This window comes from Marilutibacter maris, from assembly GCF_003233695.1.
Taxonomy (GTDB): domain Bacteria; phylum Pseudomonadota; class Gammaproteobacteria; order Xanthomonadales; family Xanthomonadaceae; genus Marilutibacter; species Marilutibacter maris.
Window position 1 is genome coordinate 306,407 of record NZ_CP029843.1, and the last position, 16,585, is coordinate 322,991.

The window sequence follows — 16,585 nt, forward strand, 5'->3', positions numbered from 1 at the left end:
GCGCCGTGGTCCGGCGCCTTCATGGGATACGGTTCCCGGCCTGCGGGTGAGCCGGGCCCGGCCGCGTCGCGGTCAGGCCGGCTCGTCCGGGATCAGCGCGCTCTCCAGCCGGGCGATGCAGTCCTTCAGCCACAGCTTGCGCTTCTTCATCCGTTTCAGCGCGAGGTCGTCGTGGGGATCGCCGGCATGCAGCGCGGCCAGGCGCTCGATCGCCGCATCGAGGTCGCGATGCTCCATCCGCAGCTCGGTCAGGCGGCGGGAGATGACGGCGGGTTCTTCGGTCTCGAGCATCCGCCGAGCTTAGCGCGCCGCCGTCCCGGCGTCATGACGCCGGTCGGGGGTGCCGGACCCGCCGCCGTGGCGGCTCCGCGCTCCAGTAGAATGGGCGGTCCATGAGTACGATCCTGCCCCTCGCCGAACCCCTGCCGCGCCGCGCCGCGGACCCGCGCCGTGCCGCCCACGAGGCCAACAAGCTGGCCAAGCGCCTGCGCCACCAGGTCGGCCGCGCGATCGCCGACTTCGGCATGATCGAGGACGGCGACAAGGTCATGGTGTGCCTGTCCGGCGGCAAGGACAGCTACACGATGCTGGACGTGCTGTTGCAGCTGCAGAAGAAGGCGCCGGTCTCGTTCTCGATCACCGCGGTCAATCTCGACCAGAAGCAGCCTGGCTTCCCCGAGCACGTCCTGCCGGACTACCTGCGCTCGAACGGGGTCGACCACCACATCATCGAGCAGGACACCTACTCGGTCGTCGCCCGGGTCGTGCCCGAGGGCAAGACCATGTGTTCGCTGTGCTCGCGCCTGCGCCGCGGCGCGCTGTACACCTGGGCCGAGGAGAACGGCTACAACAAGATCGCGCTGGGGCACCATCGCGACGATCTGGTGGCGACCTTCTTCCTCAACCTGTTCTTCCACGCCAAGCTCTCGGGCATGCCGCCGAAACTGCTGTCGGACAACGGCAAGCACGTGGTGATCCGCCCGCTGTCCTACGTGCGCGAGGACGACATCGCCCGCTACGCGGAGCTGAAGCGGTTTCCGATCATCCCGTGCAACCTGTGCGGCTCGCAGGAGAACCTGCAGCGCAAGCAGGTCAAGCGGATGATGGATGCGTGGGAACGCGAATCCCCCGGCCGCATCGAGACCATCTCGCGCGCGCTGGGCGACATCCGGCCGTCGCAGCTGAGCGACGGCAGACTGTTCGACTTCCTCGCCCTCGGCCGTCGCGGCGACGCGACCGCCGATGCGCACGGCTGGCTGGCCGGCGAACCGCACGAGCGCGACGACTGACCGCGGCCCCGCCACGCGCGCGCCCTCATTTACGAACCCCGATCTGGACCCTGAATGTTCTTTCGCAACCTGACGCTGTTCCGCTTTCCGACCACCCAGAAATTCGACGATCTCGACAGCGGCCTGGACGAGTGCCAGCTCAAGCCGGTCGGTCCGCTCGAGCTGTCCAGCCGCGGCTTCATCTCGCCGTTCGGTCGTGAAGCCGAGGAGATGTCGCATTCGGTCGGCGATGCGATGTGGCTGACCGTCGGCGGCGAGGACCGCCTGCTGCCGGGCAGCGTGGTCAACGACATGCTGGCCAAGAAACTGGCCGAGATCGAGCACAAGGAAGGGCGCAGGCCCGGTGGCCGTACCCGCAAGCGGATCAAGGACGAGCTGATCACCGACCTGCTGCCACGCGCGTTCATCAAGCCCAGTCGCACCGATGCGCTGATCGATTGCGGTCACGGCATCGTCGTGGTCGACACCTCCAGCCGCAAGAGCGCCGAAACCGTGGTCAGCGAGATCCGTCGCGCGCTGGGCAGCTTCCCGGCGCTGCCGTTGAACGCCGAGGTCGCGCCGCGCGCGGTGCTGACCGGCTGGGTCGCCGGCGAGCCGCTGCCGGAAGGCCTCTCGCTCGGCGACGAGTGCGAGCTGCGCGACCCGGTCGACGACGGCGCGGTGGTCAAGGTGCAACGCATGGAGCTGCAGTCGGACGAGATCAACAAGCACCTGGAGTCCGGCAAGCAGGTCACCCGGCTCGCGCTCAATCTCGACGATCACGTCAGTTTCGTGCTCGGCGAGGACCTGGTGGTGCGCAAGTTCAAGCTGCTCGACGGCGCGGTCGACGAGCTGGAGAACACCGAGACCGAGGACATGCGCGCCGAGCTCGATGCCCGCTTCGCGCTGATGGCGGGCGAGACCAAGCGCCTGTTCGCGGTGCTGGAGTCGGCGCTGAAACTGAGCAAGGCCGACTGAGCTTCGCCAACCCGGCCCGGTGAACCTCCCCGGTTGATAGCCGCGAACGGGCGCGTGGACGTGCATTGACGCGCTCCGGAACCGCTCGCTCGTGTTCCGCAGCGCGCAGGGCACCGTCCGGTGAGCGTGGTCGCGGTCGACATCGCCCGCATCGGACCGCTCATTCGCCGACGACGCCGACACCCGCATCGCGGTGTCGCATCGAAGTGTCTGCGTTGAAACACCGATGCCCCTGGCTGGGAGTATCATGCCTGCGTCCACGGATGGGCGATGGCGTGCCAAGTCGCATGCATTCCCCCGGCCGTAGTGCAGCAGTGCAATTGCCCATCCGTCGATGACTCCTCCTTTCCGCCTGCTTGCGCCCAGGCCCGCCGCCTCTGGCCGGGTGGAGCGCGAAGCCGTCGAATTCTCGCTGCCCGACGGGCGTCTGATCGAGCTGATGCGCGTGCGCGATCCGCGTGCGCGACGGCTGCGCTTGTCGGTCGACGAACGCGGCGCGCGGCTGACCCTGCCGCCGCGCTCATCGCTGGTCGCGGCCGAGCGCTTCCTGCACGAGCACGGCGACTGGCTGGCCGCGCAGATCACCCGCTACACCGTCGATGCACTGCCGACCCTGGTGCGCGGAGAGACCCGCGCGCTGCCGCTTCGCGGCGGAATGGCGGCCCTGGACTGGCAGGAAGGTCGCTTCACCCGCCTGCACCAGGACGACACCGGCGCGCTGACGTTCACGACCGGCGCCCGTGCCGGCGATGCGGCGCTGCGCCGCGCACTGCGCGATTTCTACGAGGCCCAGGCGCGTGCCGATGTCGGCCGCTGGCTGCCGCACTACCTGCCGACCCTGCCGCGCGCACCGCGGCGGGTGCGGCTCAAGGTGATGTCGTCGCAATGGGGGTCGCTGGCCCCGGACGGCACGATGGCGCTGGACCTGGGACTGGTGCTGGCGCGGCCGTCGGCATTCGAGTATGTGCTGGTGCACGAGCTGTGCCATCTGGTCCGGGCCGATCATTCGCGCGCGTTCTGGCACGAGGTCGAGGCGCGGTTCCCGCAGTGGCGGGCCGAGCGCGACTACTTCCATGCCGAGGGCCGCCGCCTGAAGGCGATGATGCGGGCGCTGCTGGCGGCCTGAGGGGGCCCGATCGGGCCGGTTCCGGCGCGATGGGGCCGCCGATGTCCTCTTGCGCCCGCTTATTGCGTTTTAAGTCATGACGACGGCCGCCGGTACATCGATCGGCCGTCCCGTCGACCGTTCGATTCCGTTCAACCCTAGCCGTCGAGACGCTCATGACCCGGAACCTGTCCGCCTCCTGGAATGCCGCCCACAACCATGGCCAATGCCCGCAAGCGAGGCGGCTGCTCCGAGCCGCGGCCGCGCTGGCGCTGGCCGCGCTGCTGGCGGCCTGCGGCAAGTCGGCCGAGGAGCGGATCACCGAGACCGCGATATCGGCGGCCTCGGGCCAGAAGGTCGAGGTCGAGCGCGATGGCGACCAGATGACCTTCAAGACCGGGAACGGCGAAATGCGGGTCGCCAGCGGCGAATCGCTGCGGCTGCCGGATGACTTCCCGGACGATGTCTACCTGCCGGGCGACTACCAGGTCCGCAGCGTGCTGGAAGTCTCCGGCACCCGGGTCCTGAGTCTGAGCGCCGAGGGCAAGGCGATGGATCTGTTCGCCGAGGCGCGCGACGCGATGCAGGCCAGCGGCTGGAAGCAGACCATGGCGATGCAGCACGACGCCGACAACGCGATGCTGGCGTTCGAGAAGGACGCACGCAACGCGGTGGTGTCGATCAACGGCGACGCCGACGGCCAGGTGCAGATCGGCCTGCAGTTGCGCGAGCGCCAGTAGCGCGCGTTGCGGCGCCGGCCGCGGGCCTCAGTCCCGACGCAGGAAGAAGTCGCCGATCGCCACCGCCACCGCGGCCGGGTCCTCCATGTGCAGATGGTGGCCGCCCTCGATCACCACCAGTTCGCCGCGCGGCAGCAGCGCCGCGCGTTCGCGCCGCAGCGGGTCGGGCAGGTAGGGCTGGGCGGGGTCGGCGAAGATCACCCGGGTCGGGCATTCGATCCCGGCGACCAGATCGTTGACCTGGGCCTCGATCGGGCGCTGGAAGGTCGGCAGGGTCAGGCGCGGGTCGCTGGACCAGATGAAGCCGCCCTCCACCGGCACCGTGCCGCGTTCGACCAGCAGCCGCGCGGCCGGTTCGGCGAGGCGGCTGCCGACCTGGGTGCCGGCCGCCATCCGCGCGCGCACCGCCAGCGCCAGGTCGGGGAACACCCGCAGCGACTTGCCGCGCAGCGCGCGACTGGAGGCGATCGCCTGGCGCATCCGCGCCACCGTGTTTTCCGGCACGTCGGCCAGCGCGCCCAGCGCTTCGATCGCGACCAGTCGCTCGACCCGTTGCGGGCAGGCGGCGGCGATGAGGCTGGCGATGCCGGCGCCCATCGAGTGACCGAGCAGGGCGAAGCGCTCCCAGCCCAGCGCGTCGGCGACGTCGAGGACCGCGTTGACCGCGCCGGCGAACGAATAGTCCGCGCCTGCGGGCAGGTGGGCGCTGCGGCCGTGGCCGGGCAGGTCGAGCGCGACCAGGTCGATCCCGTCCAGCCGCGGCGCGATCGGCGCGAAGCTGGCGGCGTTGTCGAGCCAGCCGTGCAGGGCCAGCACCCGCGCACCGTCGGAGCGGCCTCCGCGCAGGCCGGTCATGCGGCCCAGCGGCGTATCGAGCACGATTTCGCGCAGCATCTCCGGCGCCGTCATCCCAGCAACGGTCCGACCAGGCCGGCGAGCGCGCGTGCGTGCTGCGGGCGTGCGTTCAGGCACGGGATGTAGCGCAACCGGCCGCCGCGTTCGGCGAAACCTTCCGCGAGCATCATCGCGACTTCCTCCAGGGTTTCGATGCAGTCCACCGCGAAGCCGGGCGCGACCACGTCGACGTCGTGGACGCCGCGCGCGGCCAGCGCGGCCAGGGTGTCCTCGGTCGAAGGCGACAGCCACTCCTCGCGACCGAAGCGCGACTGGTAGCTCAGCGACCAGGCCGCGTCGTCCAGCCCCAGCGCGGCCGCGATCGCCGCCGCGCTGGCCTCGCACTGGCGCTGGTAGGGGTCGCCGCGCTCGACGAATCGGCGCGGCAGGCCGTGGAACGAGAACAACAGGTGACCGTCGTCGCCGTGACCGCGGCGGTGCTCGCGGATCGAGTCGGCCACCGCCGCGACCCAGCCGGCATCGAGGTGGTAGTCCTCGACCATCCGCAGCTCCAGGGCGTGCGGGTCCGGCGCGGCGGCGGCGAAGCGCGCGACCACGTCGCCGACCGAGGCGGTGGTCGAGGTCGAGTACTGCGGATACAGCGGCAGCACCACGATCCGGCGCCGGCCCTCCCGGCGCAGCATGTCCAGCACCTCGGCCAGCGCCGGCTGCCCGTAGCGCATCGCGTCGACCACGCGCACCTGCGGCAACGCGTCCTGCAGCGCGCGGGCCAGGTCGCGGGTATGCACCGCCAGCGGCGAGCCGCCGTCCATCCAGATGCTGGCGTACTTGCGCGCGACCACCGGCGAGCGCAGCGGCAGGATCGCGAAATGCAGCAGCGGGCACCACAGCCAGCGGGTCAGGTCGACCACGCGGCGATCGTGCAGGAACTCGGACAGGTAGCGGCGGACCGCGGCCGGCGTCGGCGCCTCGGGCGTGCCCAGATTGACGACGACCAGGGCGGTGTCGCCGGCCGGCGCGGCGGAGGAAGAGGGGGCGGTGGCGGGGGATGTGGGCATCGGGTCGCGGGCAGGCGGCTGGCTTCCGGTATCGGTATAGGATGACAGGTGCGCAGGTCCGGTTCAGCATCGACGCCCTTCCGCGGGCGCGGATTTCGTGCCGATTCATTCGCGCCCGCCCCCGCTGCACCACAATCACCACGAACCCCACGGTGGCGTCCGGCCCTGCCGCGCGCCCATGATCGGAGCCCGCAATGTCATTGAAGCCGATGTCCCGCGTCCTGCCCGGCGCCGTCCGCGCCATCGCCGCCGCCGCTCTGCTGTGCGCCGCCACCGCCGCGGTCGCCGGTTCCACCGAGGACGAGCGCGCCCGCGAAGCGGTCCGTGTTCTGGGCGACATCCAGGCGATCCCCGAATCGGCGATCCCCGACAAGCTGCTCGACGAGGCCAAGGGCATCGTCGTCGTGCCCGACACCCTGAAGATCGGTCTGGTGGTCGGCGGCCGCCGCGGCCACGGCCTGATGTCGGTCAAGAATCCGGACGGCACCTGGTCGCAACCCAGCTTCGTCAAGCTGACCGGCGGCAGCGTCGGCCTCCAGGCCGGGGTGCAGTCCGCCGACGTGGTGCTGGTGTTCCGCAACGCGCGCGGCCTGGACTCGATCGTCAACGGCAAGGTGACCCTCGGCGCCGATGCCGGCGTCGCCGCCGGCCCGGTCGGGCGCAATGCCGCCACCGCCACCGACGGCCAGCTCAAGGCCGAGATCTGGTCGTGGTCGCGCGCGCGCGGCCTGTTCGCCGGCATCGCCCTGGACGGGGCGGTGCTGAGCATCGACGATGCCGCCAACGAGGCGGTCTACGGCCGCGACACCACCCCGCGGATGATCTTCGAGGGTCGCGCCCAGGGCCAGCCGTCGAACGCGGTGGTGGACTTCCGCGACCAGCTGGAGGAAGCGACCGCGCTCGCCCGCGCCCGTCGCGACGACGGCGAGCCGGCCCCGCGCCCGGCCGCCTCGACCCTGCCGGCGACGACCGTGCAGGCCCCGGCGGAGACCGCCCCGCTGGCTGAGCCGACCGCGCAGCCGCCGCAGCCGCAGCCGTTCGAGACGGTCGAGGAGCCGGTCCAGGCCGAGCCGCTGCCCTGACCGTCGGCGCCGTCCGTCGCCCGCTGCGCCCGTTCGGGGCACGGCGGACGCCACCCCGCCGCCCGCGACGATGGGTTGTCATCGGCGCTGCGGTATCCTGTCATCCCACACGCAACGGGCATCCCCATGGGTAGTTTCAGCATCTGGCACTGGCTGGTCGTGCTCCTGATCGTGGTGCTGGTGTTCGGCACCAAGCGACTGAAGAACGTCGGCAAGGATCTGGGCGAAGCGGTGAAGGGCTTCAAGGATGGGGTTTCCAACGACGACAAGCCCGCCGCGCAGTTGCCGAAGGACGATGCCGCCGGGTCCGAACAGACCCGCAGCGAGCACAACTCCGAAGACGAGCGCACGCCGCGCTGACCGCGGCGGCATCCGGCTCCGTCCCGCACCCGCCGACCGGCCATGTTCGACATCGGTTTTTCCGAGATCTTCGTGATCGCGGTCGTGGCCCTGCTCGTGCTCGGCCCCGAACGCCTGCCCAGGGCCGCGCGCTTCGCCGGCCTGTGGGTGCGTCGCGCGCGCGCGCAGTGGTATTCGGTGCGGTCGGAGTTCGAACGCGAGCTGGCCGACGAGGAGCTCAGGCGCAGCCTGCTCGACGCCCGCGACGACCTGCGCGAGGCCGGCCAGCGCCTGCACGACAGCGGCGCTTCGTTGAAGCGGGATTTCGAATCGATGGACCCTGACCGACGCGCGGCCGATCCGGTCGACAGCCACGCCGACAACCTCGTCGACGCCTCCGATCGCCGTCGTCGCGACGACGCCGCAGTCGAGGACGCCGCAGTCGAGGACGCCGCGGCTCCGGCATCCGATTCCGGGCGCGAGGAGGACGGCGAGACCGGCGCGGCCGCCCCCGACACAGGCGATGAGCATGCACCGCGCGCCTGACCCGGATGCCGCGACCGGAGCCCCGCCGGCGTCCAACGCCGCCGCCGAGGCCGAGGAGCCGCGCCTGCTCGATCACCTGATCGAGTTGCGCAGCCGCCTGCTGCGCGGCGTGCTCGGCCTGCTCGCGGCGGTGCTGGTCACCCTGCCGTTCTCGCACAAGCTGTACGCCTGGCTGGCGGCGCCGTTGGTGGCCAAGCTGCCCGAGGGCGCCCACATGATCGCGGTCGAGGTCGCCTCGCCGTTCTTCGCCCCGCTCAAGCTGGCCTTCTTCGTCGCCCTGGTGCTGGCGATGCCGTGGCTGCTGTACCAGGCCTGGGCGTTCGTCGCGCCGGGCCTGTACCAGCGCGAGAAGCGATTGGCGCTGCCGCTGCTGGCATCGGCGGTGACCCTGTTCTACGCCGGCTGCGCGTTCGCCTATTTCCTGGTGCTGCCGACGGTGTTCGGCTTCCTGACCGGCATCACCCCGGAAGGGGTGGCGATGATGACCGACATCAACGCCTACCTCGATTTCGTACTGGTGATCTTCCTCGCCTTCGGACTGAGCTTCGAGCTGCCGGTCGCGCTGGTGATCCTGTCGCTGCTGGGCTGGGTCACCCCCGAGCAGATGAAGCAGGGACGCGGCTACGCGATCGTCGGCGTGTTCGTGATCGCCGCGATCGTGACCCCGCCGGACGTGATCTCGCAGTTGATGCTGGCGATCCCGATGATGCTGCTGTACGAGCTGGGCATCCTCGCCTCGCGCTGGCTCACACCGGGCGACCGCGCGCAGGATTCATGACCGCGCCGGCCCGGTTCTGGCCGCGCTATGTGGCCTGGTCGCTGGATGCGGCCCTGATCTGCGTGGCGATCGTGCCGTTCGTGGCCGCCCGCGTGCGGGCCGCGGCGTCGGCCTTCGACGATCACCTGCTGCAACTGCTGATCGGCGGTTACACCCATCTCGACCGCGGCCTCAACGAGGGCCTGCCGGCGCTGGCGCTGACGCCGCGGCTGCTGGCCGACCCGCAGATCCGCGCGACGACCCTGGCGCTGGCCGCGGACCTGGTGCGCATGGGCCTGCCGGTGCTGGTCGGCTATGTCGTCGCCGGGCTGGTCTACCAGGTGGCGGCTGAATCCACGGGCTGGCGCGCGACCCCGGGCAAGCGGGTGCTCGGACTGGAGGTCGTCGATGGCCAGGGCCGCGCGCTGGGGCCGCTGCGTGCGCTGGCGCGCTACCTCGCCAGTGCGCTGTCGTGGCTGAGCCTGAATCTCGGGCACATGATGGCGATGGCGCCGCCGCACCACCTCGCCCTGCACGATCGGGTCAGCGCCACCCGGGTGCGGGCCCGGTCGCCCGAGCGGCCGTTGCCGCGCTGGGCCCTGGGCTGGGTGCTGCTGCAGGTGCTGCTGGGGGTCGTGGTGTGCGTGGCGCTGGTCGTCGCCTTTTCGCGGCTGGCCCTGCAGGCGCTGGAAGCGGCGCTGGGCCCCATCGGCTAGACCGCGACCTGGTCGTCGCGGGGCGGCGTGCCGTCGCCGCAGACATCGCGCCAGAAGTAGTACATCACCCCGAACATCACCACGTGCAGGGCCAGCAGCAGCGCCAGGTACAGCGGCAGCACGACCACGAGCATCAGGCTGGGGTGGATCATCGCCGCGATCCCGCCGGCCAGGCCGACCACCAGGGTCAGCACCACCAGCAGGACCATCGAGCCGAGGAAGGCGACGATCGCCAGCACCGCCATCGGCAGCAGGTTCTTCAGCGTTCCGGTCACGGCGTCGCCGATCGCGGCGCCGATGCTGCGCCGCCCCAGCGCGACCTGGCCGAAGCCGATCGCGTAGATCCCGCTCAGCACCACGCCGATCACCGAGCCGATGCCGACCAACGGGCCGATGCCGTCCGGCAACTGCGGGACGGAGTCGGGATCGATCTGGCCCTTCTGGCGGGACAGCTCGACCATCTGCATGTACCACTCGCCGACGCCATTGCCGAACTGGGAGAGCACCGCCAGCGCGATCGCGACGCAGGCCAGCGTCATCAGCATGCCGAAGCCGATCAGCTGGAACGCGCCGCCGCCGCGGGCGAACGGCTGCAGGATGTCGCTGGCGTGCACCGGTAGGCCGTGTTCGCTGGCATCGATCAGGCGCAGGTAGCCGCCGATCGCCGGCGACATGATCACGATCGACAGTACGGTCGTCAGCGCGGCGATGATGGTGCTGCCCGATCCGCCGGGCTGGAACAGCGCCTGCGCCAACACTTGCAGCAGGTTCGGCACCAGGCTCAGCATCATCACGATGGCGGCGGCGCCGAAGATCGCGCGGGCGTTGCGGTAGCCCAGGTTGATGCCGCGGACGAGCCAGGACAGACCGGCGAGCGGTCCGGTTGCGTGTGTGGTCATTGCAATGCGTGTCGATGAGGGGGAGCGGTGCGGGGCCGCACCGGCAGACGGATGCTAGCCGATCGTGTCGTCGCGAACCTTGACGGGGGCCGCTCAGCCTCGTTGCAGATGGCGGGCATGATGGACGAAGCGGCGCAGCACCCGCCGCGCCTGCGGCGTCGCGCCGACGCCGCCGAGGATCGCGGCCGGGTCGTGGCCCTCGCGCGCGAGCGCGACCTGACGCGCGCGGACGTAGCCGCGCATGTGGGTGGCGCTGAACTCGGGATGGAACTGCACGCCCCAGGCGCGGTCGCCCCAGCGGAACGCGTGGCAGGGCTCGTGACCGTTGTCGGCCAGCACGCTGGCGCCGTCGGGCACGCGCAGCACGCTCTGCAGGTGGGTGACCTGGGCCGGGAACGCATCCGGCAACGGCCCGAACAGCGGGTCGTCGGCGGCCGGCGCGGCCTTGCGGATCTCGACCGTGCCCATCTCGCGGCCGCCGGGGTGATCGCCGACCTCGCCGCCGAGGGCGTGGGCCAGCAGCTGGTGTCCGTAGCAGATGCCGAACACCGGCACCCCGGCCTGCGCGGCCTCGCCGAGCCAGGCCGCGCTGCGCTCGCTCCAGTCGGCGCGATCGCTGACCATCGCCGCCGATCCGCTCACGATCACGCCGGCGAAGCCCGCGTGCGTCGGCAGCGCGTCGCCGGCTTCGACATTGACCGCCACCGCGTCGTCCGGACGCAGCCCGGCGGCGACCCGGATCCAGTGCGGAAAGCCGCGATGGCGGCGCAGCGAAGCGACCGGCTGGCCGGTCTCGATGATCAGGAACGGGGGGCTCATTCGGTCGGGGGCAGGACGGAGACGACTTCGGCGATTGTAGTCAAACCCTGGGCGACCTTTTCCGCGCCGGCGGTTCGCAGCGGGCGCAGGCCCTCGTCGACCGCGGCGGCGGTGAACGTGTCCAGGTCCATGTCCGGGCGCACCATCGCGCGCAGGCCCGGGGTCAGGGTCAGCAGTTCGTACAGGCCGACCCGGCCGAGGTAGCCGGTCTTGCGGCACTCCAGACAGCCGTCGGCCGCGTGCGGGGTCGCGTCCGCCGGTATCGTCGCGCCGCTGCCCAGCAGCGGCGACCAGGCGCCGGCGTCCAGCGCTTCGGGATGCTTGCAATGCGGGCACAGGGTCCGCACCAGGCGTTGCGCGAGCACGCCGTTGAGGGTCGAGGCGATCAGGTAGTGCGGCACGCCCAGATCGAGCAGGCGGGTCACCGCCGACGGTGCGTCGTTGGTGTGCAGGGTCGACAGCACCAGGTGGCCGGTCAGCGCCGCCTGCACCGCCATCTGCGCGGTCTCCAGGTCGCGGATCTCGCCGATCATGATGATGTCCGGATCCTGTCGCAGCAGGGTGCGCACACCGCTGGCGAAGTCCAGGTCGATCGCCGGCTGCACCTGCATCTGGTTCAGCTCCGGCGCGATCATCTCGATCGGGTCCTCGACGCTGCAGACGTTGACGTCGTCGGTGGCCAGCTGCTTGAGGGTCGCGTACAGGGTGGTGGTCTTGCCCGAGCCGGTCGGACCGGTGACCAGGACGATCCCGTGCGGGCGCTGCACCAGCGCGTTCCAGCCCGCCGCCTCGGTGGCGCTGAAGCCGAGCTGGTCGATGCCCTTGAGCGCGGTGTCCGGGTCGAACAGGCGCATCACGCACTTCTCGCCGAACGCGGTCGGCATCGTCGACAGGCGCATCTCGACCTCGCGCCCGCCCGGCGAGCGGGTCTTGATGCGGCCGTCCTGCGGGCGCCGCCGCTCGCCCAGGTCCATGCGGCCGAGCACCTTGATCCGGCTGATCGCCGCGGTCATCACCGGCGGCGGCATCTCGAACACCTTGTGCATCACCCCGTCGATGCGGAAGCGCACCCGGCCGACCGAGCGCCGCGGTTCCATGTGGATGTCGGAGGCGCGTTGTTCGTGCGCGTACTGCAGCAGCCAGTCGACGATGTGGACGATGTGCTGGTCGTCGGCGCCGACCTCGCCGACCCGGCCCAGCTCGACCAATTGCTCGAAGCTGGGCATGCCCTTGTTCGCCTGCTGGCCGTCGTCGGCGCCGCGCACCGAGCGGCTGACGCCGAAGAACTCCATCGTGTAGCGGTGCAGGTCGAGCGGATTGACCACCGCCAGTTCGACCTCGCGGCGGGTCAGGTGGCACACGTCCTCCAGCCACGCGGTCGCGTTCGGCTCGCTGGTCGCGACCAGCACCCGCTCCGCGGTCACCGCCAGCGGCAGGATCCGGTGGCGTCGCGCATAGGCGTGCGAGACCACCGCGGTGGCGGAGGCGACGTCGACCCGGGTCGGGTCGATGCGCAGGTAGCGGTGGCCGCTGACCTCGGCCAGCCACTGGGTCAGCCGTTCCAGGGTCAGTTCGGCCCCGGCCGCCTCGCCCGACTGCAGCTTCATGCCCGCCAGCAGCACCAGCGGATGCACCTCGCTGGCGTGGCGGGCGTGGCCGGGCAACTGCACGCGCTCGACGTCCTCGGCGACGACCAGGCCGTCCTCGACCAGGGCCGCGGCGACCCGTTCCAGGGTCAGCCGCCCGGGGGGCAGGCGCGAGCCGTTTGGCGTGGACGGGGCGTGACTGGGCTGCGTGCGGGTCATCTGGGGCTTCCGAGCCGGTGTGCGGTTGCGCGATCGCCGCCGGCATCGCGGCGGACGCGGCGTGCGGGTGGGGGTCGCTATACTAGCGCGCCCTCCTGCCGCGCCCCTGTCTGCATGTCACAAGCCCCGACCTTCCAGGAACTCATCCAGCGCCTCAACGCGTACTGGGCCGGCCAGGGCTGCCTGCTGATCCAGCCGCTCGACCTCGAGGTCGGCGCCGGCACCTTCCACCCGGCGACCTTCCTGCGCGCGCTGGGCCCGGAGCCGTGGAACGCGGCCTACGTGCAGCCCTGCCGCCGTCCGACCGACGGCCGCTACGGCGAGAACCCCAACCGCCTGCAGCACTACTACCAGTACCAGGTGGCGATGAAGCCCTCGCCCGACAACATCGTCGAGCTGTACTTCGACTCGTTGAAGGCGCTGGGCCTGGATCCGCTGGTGCACGACCTGCGCCTGGTCGAGGACAACTGGGAGTCGCCGACCCTCGGCGCCTGGGGCCTGGGCTGGGAGGTCTGGCTCAACGGCATGGAAGTGACCCAGTTCACCTATTTCCAGCAGGCCGGCGGCCTGGAGTGCCGGCCGGTGCTGGGTGAGATCACCTACGGTCTCGAACGCCTGGCCATGTACCTGCAGAACGTCGACAACGTCTACGACCTGGTCTGGACCCACGGTCCCGACGGCCGCCCGGTCAGCTACGGCGACGTCTACCACCAGAACGAGGTCGAGCAGAGCGCCTACAACTTCGAGCATGCCGACGTCGCCGAACTGTTCCACCGCTTCGACGCCTGCGAGGCCGAGGCGCAGCGTCTGATCGAACTGCAGCTGCCGCTGCCGGCCTACGACCAGGTCTGCAAGGCCAGCCACAGCTTCAACTTGCTCGATGCGCGCCGCGCGATCAGCGTCACCGAACGCCAGCGCTACATCCTGCGGGTGCGCAAGATCGCCCAGGGCGTGGCCGAGGCCTATCACGCCCAGCGCGAGAAGCTTGGTTTCCCCGGGTTGGGGCGGGCCGCGAGCGACAAGGAGGTGGCGGCATGAGCGCGCCCCAGGCACAGCACAAGCGGCCCCTGCTCGTCGAGCTGGGCACCGAGGAACTGCCGGTCAAGGCCCTGCCGGGGCTGGCGCGGGCGTTCTTCGACGGCGTCGTCGAGGGCCTGCGCAAGCGCGGCATCGAGGTCGATGGCGACGACGCGCGGCCGCTGTACACCCCGCGCCGGCTCGCGGTGCTGTTGCCGGGCGTGGCCGCCGAACAGCCGGAGCAGCGCAACGAGGTGCTCGGCCCGTATCTGAACATCGCCCTCGACGCCGACGGCCAGCCCACCCGCGCGCTGCAGGGTTTCGCGGCCAAGGCCGGGGTCGACTGGCAGGCGCTGGAGCGTACCAGCGACAACAAGGGCGAGCGCTTCGTCCACCGCTCGGTGCAGCCGGGCGCGCGCACCGATGCGCTGCTGCCGGAAATCCTGCGCGAGGCGATCGCGGCGATGCCGATCCCCAAGCCGATGCGCTGGGGCGGTCACGACTACGGCTTCGCCCGCCCGGTGCACTGGCTGGTGGTGCTGCTGGGCAAGGACGTGGTCGACGCCGAACTGATGGGCGTGCGCAGCGACCGCATGAGTCGCGGCCACCGCTTCATGCACGACAAGCCGGTCTGGTTCAGCACCCCCGACGACTACGTCGAATCGCTGCGCGGCGCCAAGGTGCTGGTCGATCCGGACGAGCGCCGCGCGCGCATCGTCGCGGGGGTCGAGGCCGAGGCGAAGGCGGTCGGCGGCAGCGCCCGCATCGACGCCGGCAACCTGGAAGAGGTCAACGGCCTGGTCGAATGGCCGAAGGCGGTGCGCTGCGGCTTCGAGCCGGAGTTTCTGGCGGTGCCGGCCGAGGCGCTGGTGGCGACGATGGAGGCCAACCAGAAGTTCTTCCCGCTGCTGGACAGCGACGGCAGGCTGTCGGAGCACTTCGTCGGCATCGCCAACATCGAGTCGAACGACGAGGCCGAGGTCCGCAAGGGCTACGAGCGGGTGATCCGTCCGCGCTTCGCCGACGCCAAGTTCTTCTTCGTCGAGGACATGAAGCAGGGCCTGGCGGCGATGGGCGAGGGCCTGAAGCAGGTCACCTATCAGGCCAAGCTGGGCAGCGTCGCCGACAAGGTCGCGCGGGTGGCCGCGCTGGCGGAGGCGATCGCGCCGCAGGTCGGTGCCGATCCGGCGCTGACCCGACGCGCCGCCGAGCTGTCGAAGAACGACCTGCAATCGCGCATGGTCAACGAGTTCCCGGAACTGCAGGGCATCGCCGGCCGCTACTACGCGATGCAGGACGCCGCCCTGGACGACCTGGCCCACGACGACCGGGTCGCGGTCGCCGACGCGATCGACGAGGCCTACCGCCCGCGCTTCGGCGGCGACGACATCGCGCTGTCGCCGGCCGGCAAGGTGCTGGCGATCGCCGAGCGCCTGGACACCCTGGCCGGCGGTTTCGCCGCCGGACTCAGGCCGACCGGCAACAAGGACCCGTTCGCGCTGCGCCGCAACGCGCTGGGGCTGGCGCGGACGGTGATCGAGAGCGGGTTTGATGTGGACATCACCGAGCTCATGAGGGTATCCGCAGCTCATGCCTCTACTGCTTTGCTGCATGCTGCTGCCGAGAAGCAACAAAAAGATGCGGAAGACGCCGAAAGAAAGGGCGTAAAGCTGGCTGATAATCAATCAGGCGGCATGTTCCTGCCTAATGCTGATGCTCTGGCCAATGATCTCTACGACTTCATCCTCGACCGCCTGCGCGGCTACTACGCCGACAAGGGCGTGCCGGCGCAGCACTTCAACGCGGTAGCGGAATTGAAGCCGAAGTCGCTGTACGACTTCGACCGCCGCATCGACGCGGTCGGCACCTTCGCCGCGCTGCCGGAGGCCGAGGCGCTGGCGGCGGCCAACAAGCGGATCGGCAACATCCTGAAGAAGGCCGATATCGAGGTGCCCGGGATGGAAGACCCGGCGCTGATGAACGAGCCGGCCGAGCGCGCCCTGGCCGAGGCGGTCGAGGCGCTGTACGGCGAGACCGCCGAGGCCCTGCGCAAGGGCGACTACGTGACCGTGCTCAACCACATGGCACGGGTGCGGCCGCAGGTCGACGCGTTCTTCGACGCGGTGATGGTCAACGCCGACGACCCGGCGGTGCGCCGCAACCGGCTGGCCCTGCTGCGGCGGCTGAGCGAGCGCCTGGGCAGCGTCGCCGCGATCGAGCATCTGTCGATCTGAACCCTTGGGGGCCGGGCGGCGTGTTCTTCGCTCCGCCCCGGCTTTTCGTAGGAGCGTCGTAAGCCGCGACGCCCGGGCTGCGCCCGGGAATCCCCAAGGTTTGCTGCGCAAACCTTGGGCCCCGCCGTTGCGCTTCCACACCCCCATTCGTGCCTGCGGCACGAATCGCCCCCTGACTCAGGGGGCTGGGGTGCCATGACAACTGACGTAGGAGCGGCGCCGGCAAAGGCCGTTGCCGGTGTACTGGGGGGTTGCCGCCAGTCTGCGTTAACGGAGGCTTGATGGTTGACCGGTATTCTCGCCGCATGTCTGCCTGTTCACGTTCGCCGGTCGCGGTTGCCCGGTCCTCCTCGCCCCCGCGCCCGCT

Annotated in this window: 17 protein-coding genes; 11 read left to right on the plus strand and 6 right to left on the minus strand. The window is 70.8% G+C overall.

Features of this window, described 5'->3' with window-relative positions:
* Positions 1–72 precede the first annotated feature (72 nt).
* Positions 73–291 carry a YdcH family protein gene (locus tag C9I47_RS01375; RefSeq protein ID WP_111265143.1) on the minus strand — a complete coding sequence of 73 codons (219 nt, stop codon included), beginning with the start codon at positions 289–291 and terminating at the stop codon, positions 73–75.
* 101 nt (positions 292–392) lie between these two features.
* Here C9I47_RS01375 and ttcA point away from each other — a divergent pair, with 101 nt between their 5' ends.
* The 4 genes from ttcA (at position 393) to C9I47_RS01395 (ending at position 4,091) form a co-directional block, all read left to right on the plus strand.
* Positions 393–1,289, plus strand: a complete 897-nt coding sequence (gene ttcA / locus C9I47_RS01380; protein ID WP_111265144.1) for a tRNA 2-thiocytidine(32) synthetase TtcA — start codon at positions 393–395, stop codon at positions 1,287–1,289.
* A 54-nt stretch (positions 1,290–1,343) separates the two neighbouring features.
* Positions 1,344–2,246 carry a recombination-associated protein RdgC gene (locus C9I47_RS01385; protein ID WP_111265145.1) on the plus strand — a complete coding sequence of 301 codons (903 nt, stop codon included), beginning with the start codon at positions 1,344–1,346 and terminating at the stop codon, positions 2,244–2,246.
* A 334-nt stretch (positions 2,247–2,580) separates the two neighbouring features.
* Entirely contained in the window at positions 2,581–3,372 is a 792-nt protein-coding gene (locus C9I47_RS01390; RefSeq protein WP_111265146.1) for a YgjP family zinc-dependent metalloprotease, read from the plus strand.
* A 155-nt stretch (positions 3,373–3,527) separates the two neighbouring features.
* Positions 3,528–4,091, plus strand: coding sequence for a hypothetical protein (locus C9I47_RS01395; RefSeq protein ID WP_111265147.1), 564 nt, complete (start codon positions 3,528–3,530; stop codon positions 4,089–4,091).
* A gap of 27 nt (positions 4,092–4,118) precedes the next feature.
* On the opposite strand, the gene C9I47_RS01400 is transcribed toward C9I47_RS01395, so the two are convergent.
* Both C9I47_RS01400 and hemH read right to left on the minus strand, forming a co-directional pair.
* Complete coding sequence (locus tag C9I47_RS01400; protein WP_111265148.1) at positions 4,119–4,985, minus strand: alpha/beta fold hydrolase; 867 nt, start codon at positions 4,983–4,985, stop codon at positions 4,119–4,121.
* Positions 4,986–4,996: 11 nt separating this feature from the next.
* Positions 4,997–6,004, minus strand: coding sequence for a ferrochelatase (gene hemH, locus C9I47_RS01405; RefSeq protein ID WP_111265149.1), 1,008 nt, complete (start codon positions 6,002–6,004; stop codon positions 4,997–4,999).
* 221 nt (positions 6,005–6,225) lie between these two features.
* On the opposite strand from hemH, the gene C9I47_RS01410 reads away from it, so the two are divergent.
* The 5 genes from C9I47_RS01410 (at position 6,226) to C9I47_RS01430 (ending at position 9,444) form a co-directional block, all read left to right on the plus strand.
* Complete coding sequence (locus tag C9I47_RS01410) at positions 6,226–7,086, plus strand: lipid-binding SYLF domain-containing protein (RefSeq protein ID WP_407067535.1); 861 nt, start codon at positions 6,226–6,228, stop codon at positions 7,084–7,086.
* Between the two features lie 126 nt (positions 7,087–7,212).
* Positions 7,213–7,446, plus strand: a complete 234-nt coding sequence (gene tatA, locus C9I47_RS01415) for a Sec-independent protein translocase subunit TatA (RefSeq protein WP_111265151.1) — start codon at positions 7,213–7,215, stop codon at positions 7,444–7,446.
* Positions 7,447–7,488: 42 nt separating this feature from the next.
* On the plus strand, positions 7,489–7,971 hold the full coding sequence (gene tatB, locus C9I47_RS17390) for a Sec-independent protein translocase protein TatB (protein ID WP_145985395.1): 483 nt from the start codon (positions 7,489–7,491) through the stop codon (positions 7,969–7,971).
* Positions 7,955–8,749 (plus strand): twin-arginine translocase subunit TatC, encoded by a 795-nt coding sequence (gene tatC / locus C9I47_RS01425; protein ID WP_211371752.1) that lies wholly within the window; start codon positions 7,955–7,957, stop codon positions 8,747–8,749. The genes tatB and tatC overlap by 17 nt, the downstream gene beginning before the upstream one ends.
* Complete coding sequence (locus C9I47_RS01430) at positions 8,746–9,444, plus strand: RDD family protein (RefSeq protein WP_111265153.1); 699 nt, start codon at positions 8,746–8,748, stop codon at positions 9,442–9,444. The genes tatC and C9I47_RS01430 overlap by 4 nt, the downstream gene beginning before the upstream one ends.
* On the opposite strand, the gene C9I47_RS01435 is transcribed toward C9I47_RS01430, so the two are convergent.
* From C9I47_RS01435 to C9I47_RS01445, 3 genes are all read right to left on the minus strand, one after another.
* Positions 9,441–10,343, minus strand: coding sequence for a hypothetical protein (locus C9I47_RS01435; protein WP_111265154.1), 903 nt, complete (start codon positions 10,341–10,343; stop codon positions 9,441–9,443). The two genes, C9I47_RS01430 and C9I47_RS01435, sit on opposite strands and share 4 nt — an antisense overlap.
* Positions 10,344–10,436: 93 nt before the next feature.
* Positions 10,437–11,162, minus strand: a complete 726-nt coding sequence (locus C9I47_RS01440) for a glutamine amidotransferase (protein ID WP_111265155.1) — start codon at positions 11,160–11,162, stop codon at positions 10,437–10,439.
* Positions 11,159–12,967, minus strand: a complete 1,809-nt coding sequence (locus C9I47_RS01445) for a GspE/PulE family protein (protein ID WP_111265156.1) — start codon at positions 12,965–12,967, stop codon at positions 11,159–11,161. The genes C9I47_RS01440 and C9I47_RS01445 overlap by 4 nt, the downstream gene beginning before the upstream one ends.
* A 114-nt stretch (positions 12,968–13,081) precedes the next feature.
* On the opposite strand from C9I47_RS01445, the gene glyQ reads away from it, so the two are divergent.
* Together glyQ and glyS are read left to right on the plus strand one after the other, a co-directional pair.
* Entirely contained in the window at positions 13,082–14,005 is a 924-nt protein-coding gene (gene glyQ, locus C9I47_RS01450) for a glycine--tRNA ligase subunit alpha (RefSeq protein ID WP_111265157.1), read from the plus strand.
* Positions 14,002–16,218 carry a glycine--tRNA ligase subunit beta gene (gene glyS / locus C9I47_RS01455; protein ID WP_111265158.1) on the plus strand — a complete coding sequence of 739 codons (2,217 nt, stop codon included), beginning with the start codon at positions 14,002–14,004 and terminating at the stop codon, positions 16,216–16,218. Before glyQ ends, glyS begins: the two co-directional genes overlap by 4 nt.
* The last annotated feature ends 367 nt before the right edge of the window (positions 16,219–16,585 follow it).

Excerpts from the sequence above, each read along its gene's own strand:
- C9I47_RS01390 (WP_111265146.1), top strand. The coding sequence starts at position 2,581 with ATGACTCCTCCTTTCCGCCTGCTTGCGCCCAGGCCCGCCGCCTCTGGC.
- C9I47_RS01445 (WP_111265156.1), bottom strand. The coding sequence starts at position 12,967 with ATGACCCGCACGCAGCCCAGTCACGCCCCGTCCACGCCAAACGGCTCG.
- C9I47_RS01430 (WP_111265153.1), top strand. The coding sequence starts at position 8,746 with ATGACCGCGCCGGCCCGGTTCTGGCCGCGCTATGTGGCCTGGTCGCTG.
- glyQ (WP_111265157.1), top strand. The coding sequence starts at position 13,082 with ATGTCACAAGCCCCGACCTTCCAGGAACTCATCCAGCGCCTCAACGCG.
- C9I47_RS01395 (WP_111265147.1), top strand. The coding sequence starts at position 3,528 with ATGACCCGGAACCTGTCCGCCTCCTGGAATGCCGCCCACAACCATGGC.
- C9I47_RS01435 (WP_111265154.1), bottom strand. The coding sequence starts at position 10,343 with ATGACCACACACGCAACCGGACCGCTCGCCGGTCTGTCCTGGCTCGTC.
- C9I47_RS01375 (WP_111265143.1), bottom strand. The coding sequence starts at position 291 with ATGCTCGAGACCGAAGAACCCGCCGTCATCTCCCGCCGCCTGACCGAG.
- ttcA (WP_111265144.1), top strand. The coding sequence starts at position 393 with ATGAGTACGATCCTGCCCCTCGCCGAACCCCTGCCGCGCCGCGCCGCG.
- tatA (WP_111265151.1), top strand. The coding sequence starts at position 7,213 with ATGGGTAGTTTCAGCATCTGGCACTGGCTGGTCGTGCTCCTGATCGTG.
- tatC (WP_211371752.1), top strand. The coding sequence starts at position 7,955 with ATGCACCGCGCGCCTGACCCGGATGCCGCGACCGGAGCCCCGCCGGCG.
- C9I47_RS01385 (WP_111265145.1), top strand. The coding sequence starts at position 1,344 with ATGTTCTTTCGCAACCTGACGCTGTTCCGCTTTCCGACCACCCAGAAA.
- C9I47_RS01400 (WP_111265148.1), bottom strand. The coding sequence starts at position 4,985 with ATGCTGCGCGAAATCGTGCTCGATACGCCGCTGGGCCGCATGACCGGC.
- C9I47_RS01440 (WP_111265155.1), bottom strand. The coding sequence starts at position 11,162 with ATGAGCCCCCCGTTCCTGATCATCGAGACCGGCCAGCCGGTCGCTTCG.
- hemH (WP_111265149.1), bottom strand. The coding sequence starts at position 6,004 with ATGCCCACATCCCCCGCCACCGCCCCCTCTTCCTCCGCCGCGCCGGCC.
- tatB (WP_145985395.1), top strand. The coding sequence starts at position 7,489 with ATGTTCGACATCGGTTTTTCCGAGATCTTCGTGATCGCGGTCGTGGCC.
- glyS (WP_111265158.1), top strand. The coding sequence starts at position 14,002 with ATGAGCGCGCCCCAGGCACAGCACAAGCGGCCCCTGCTCGTCGAGCTG.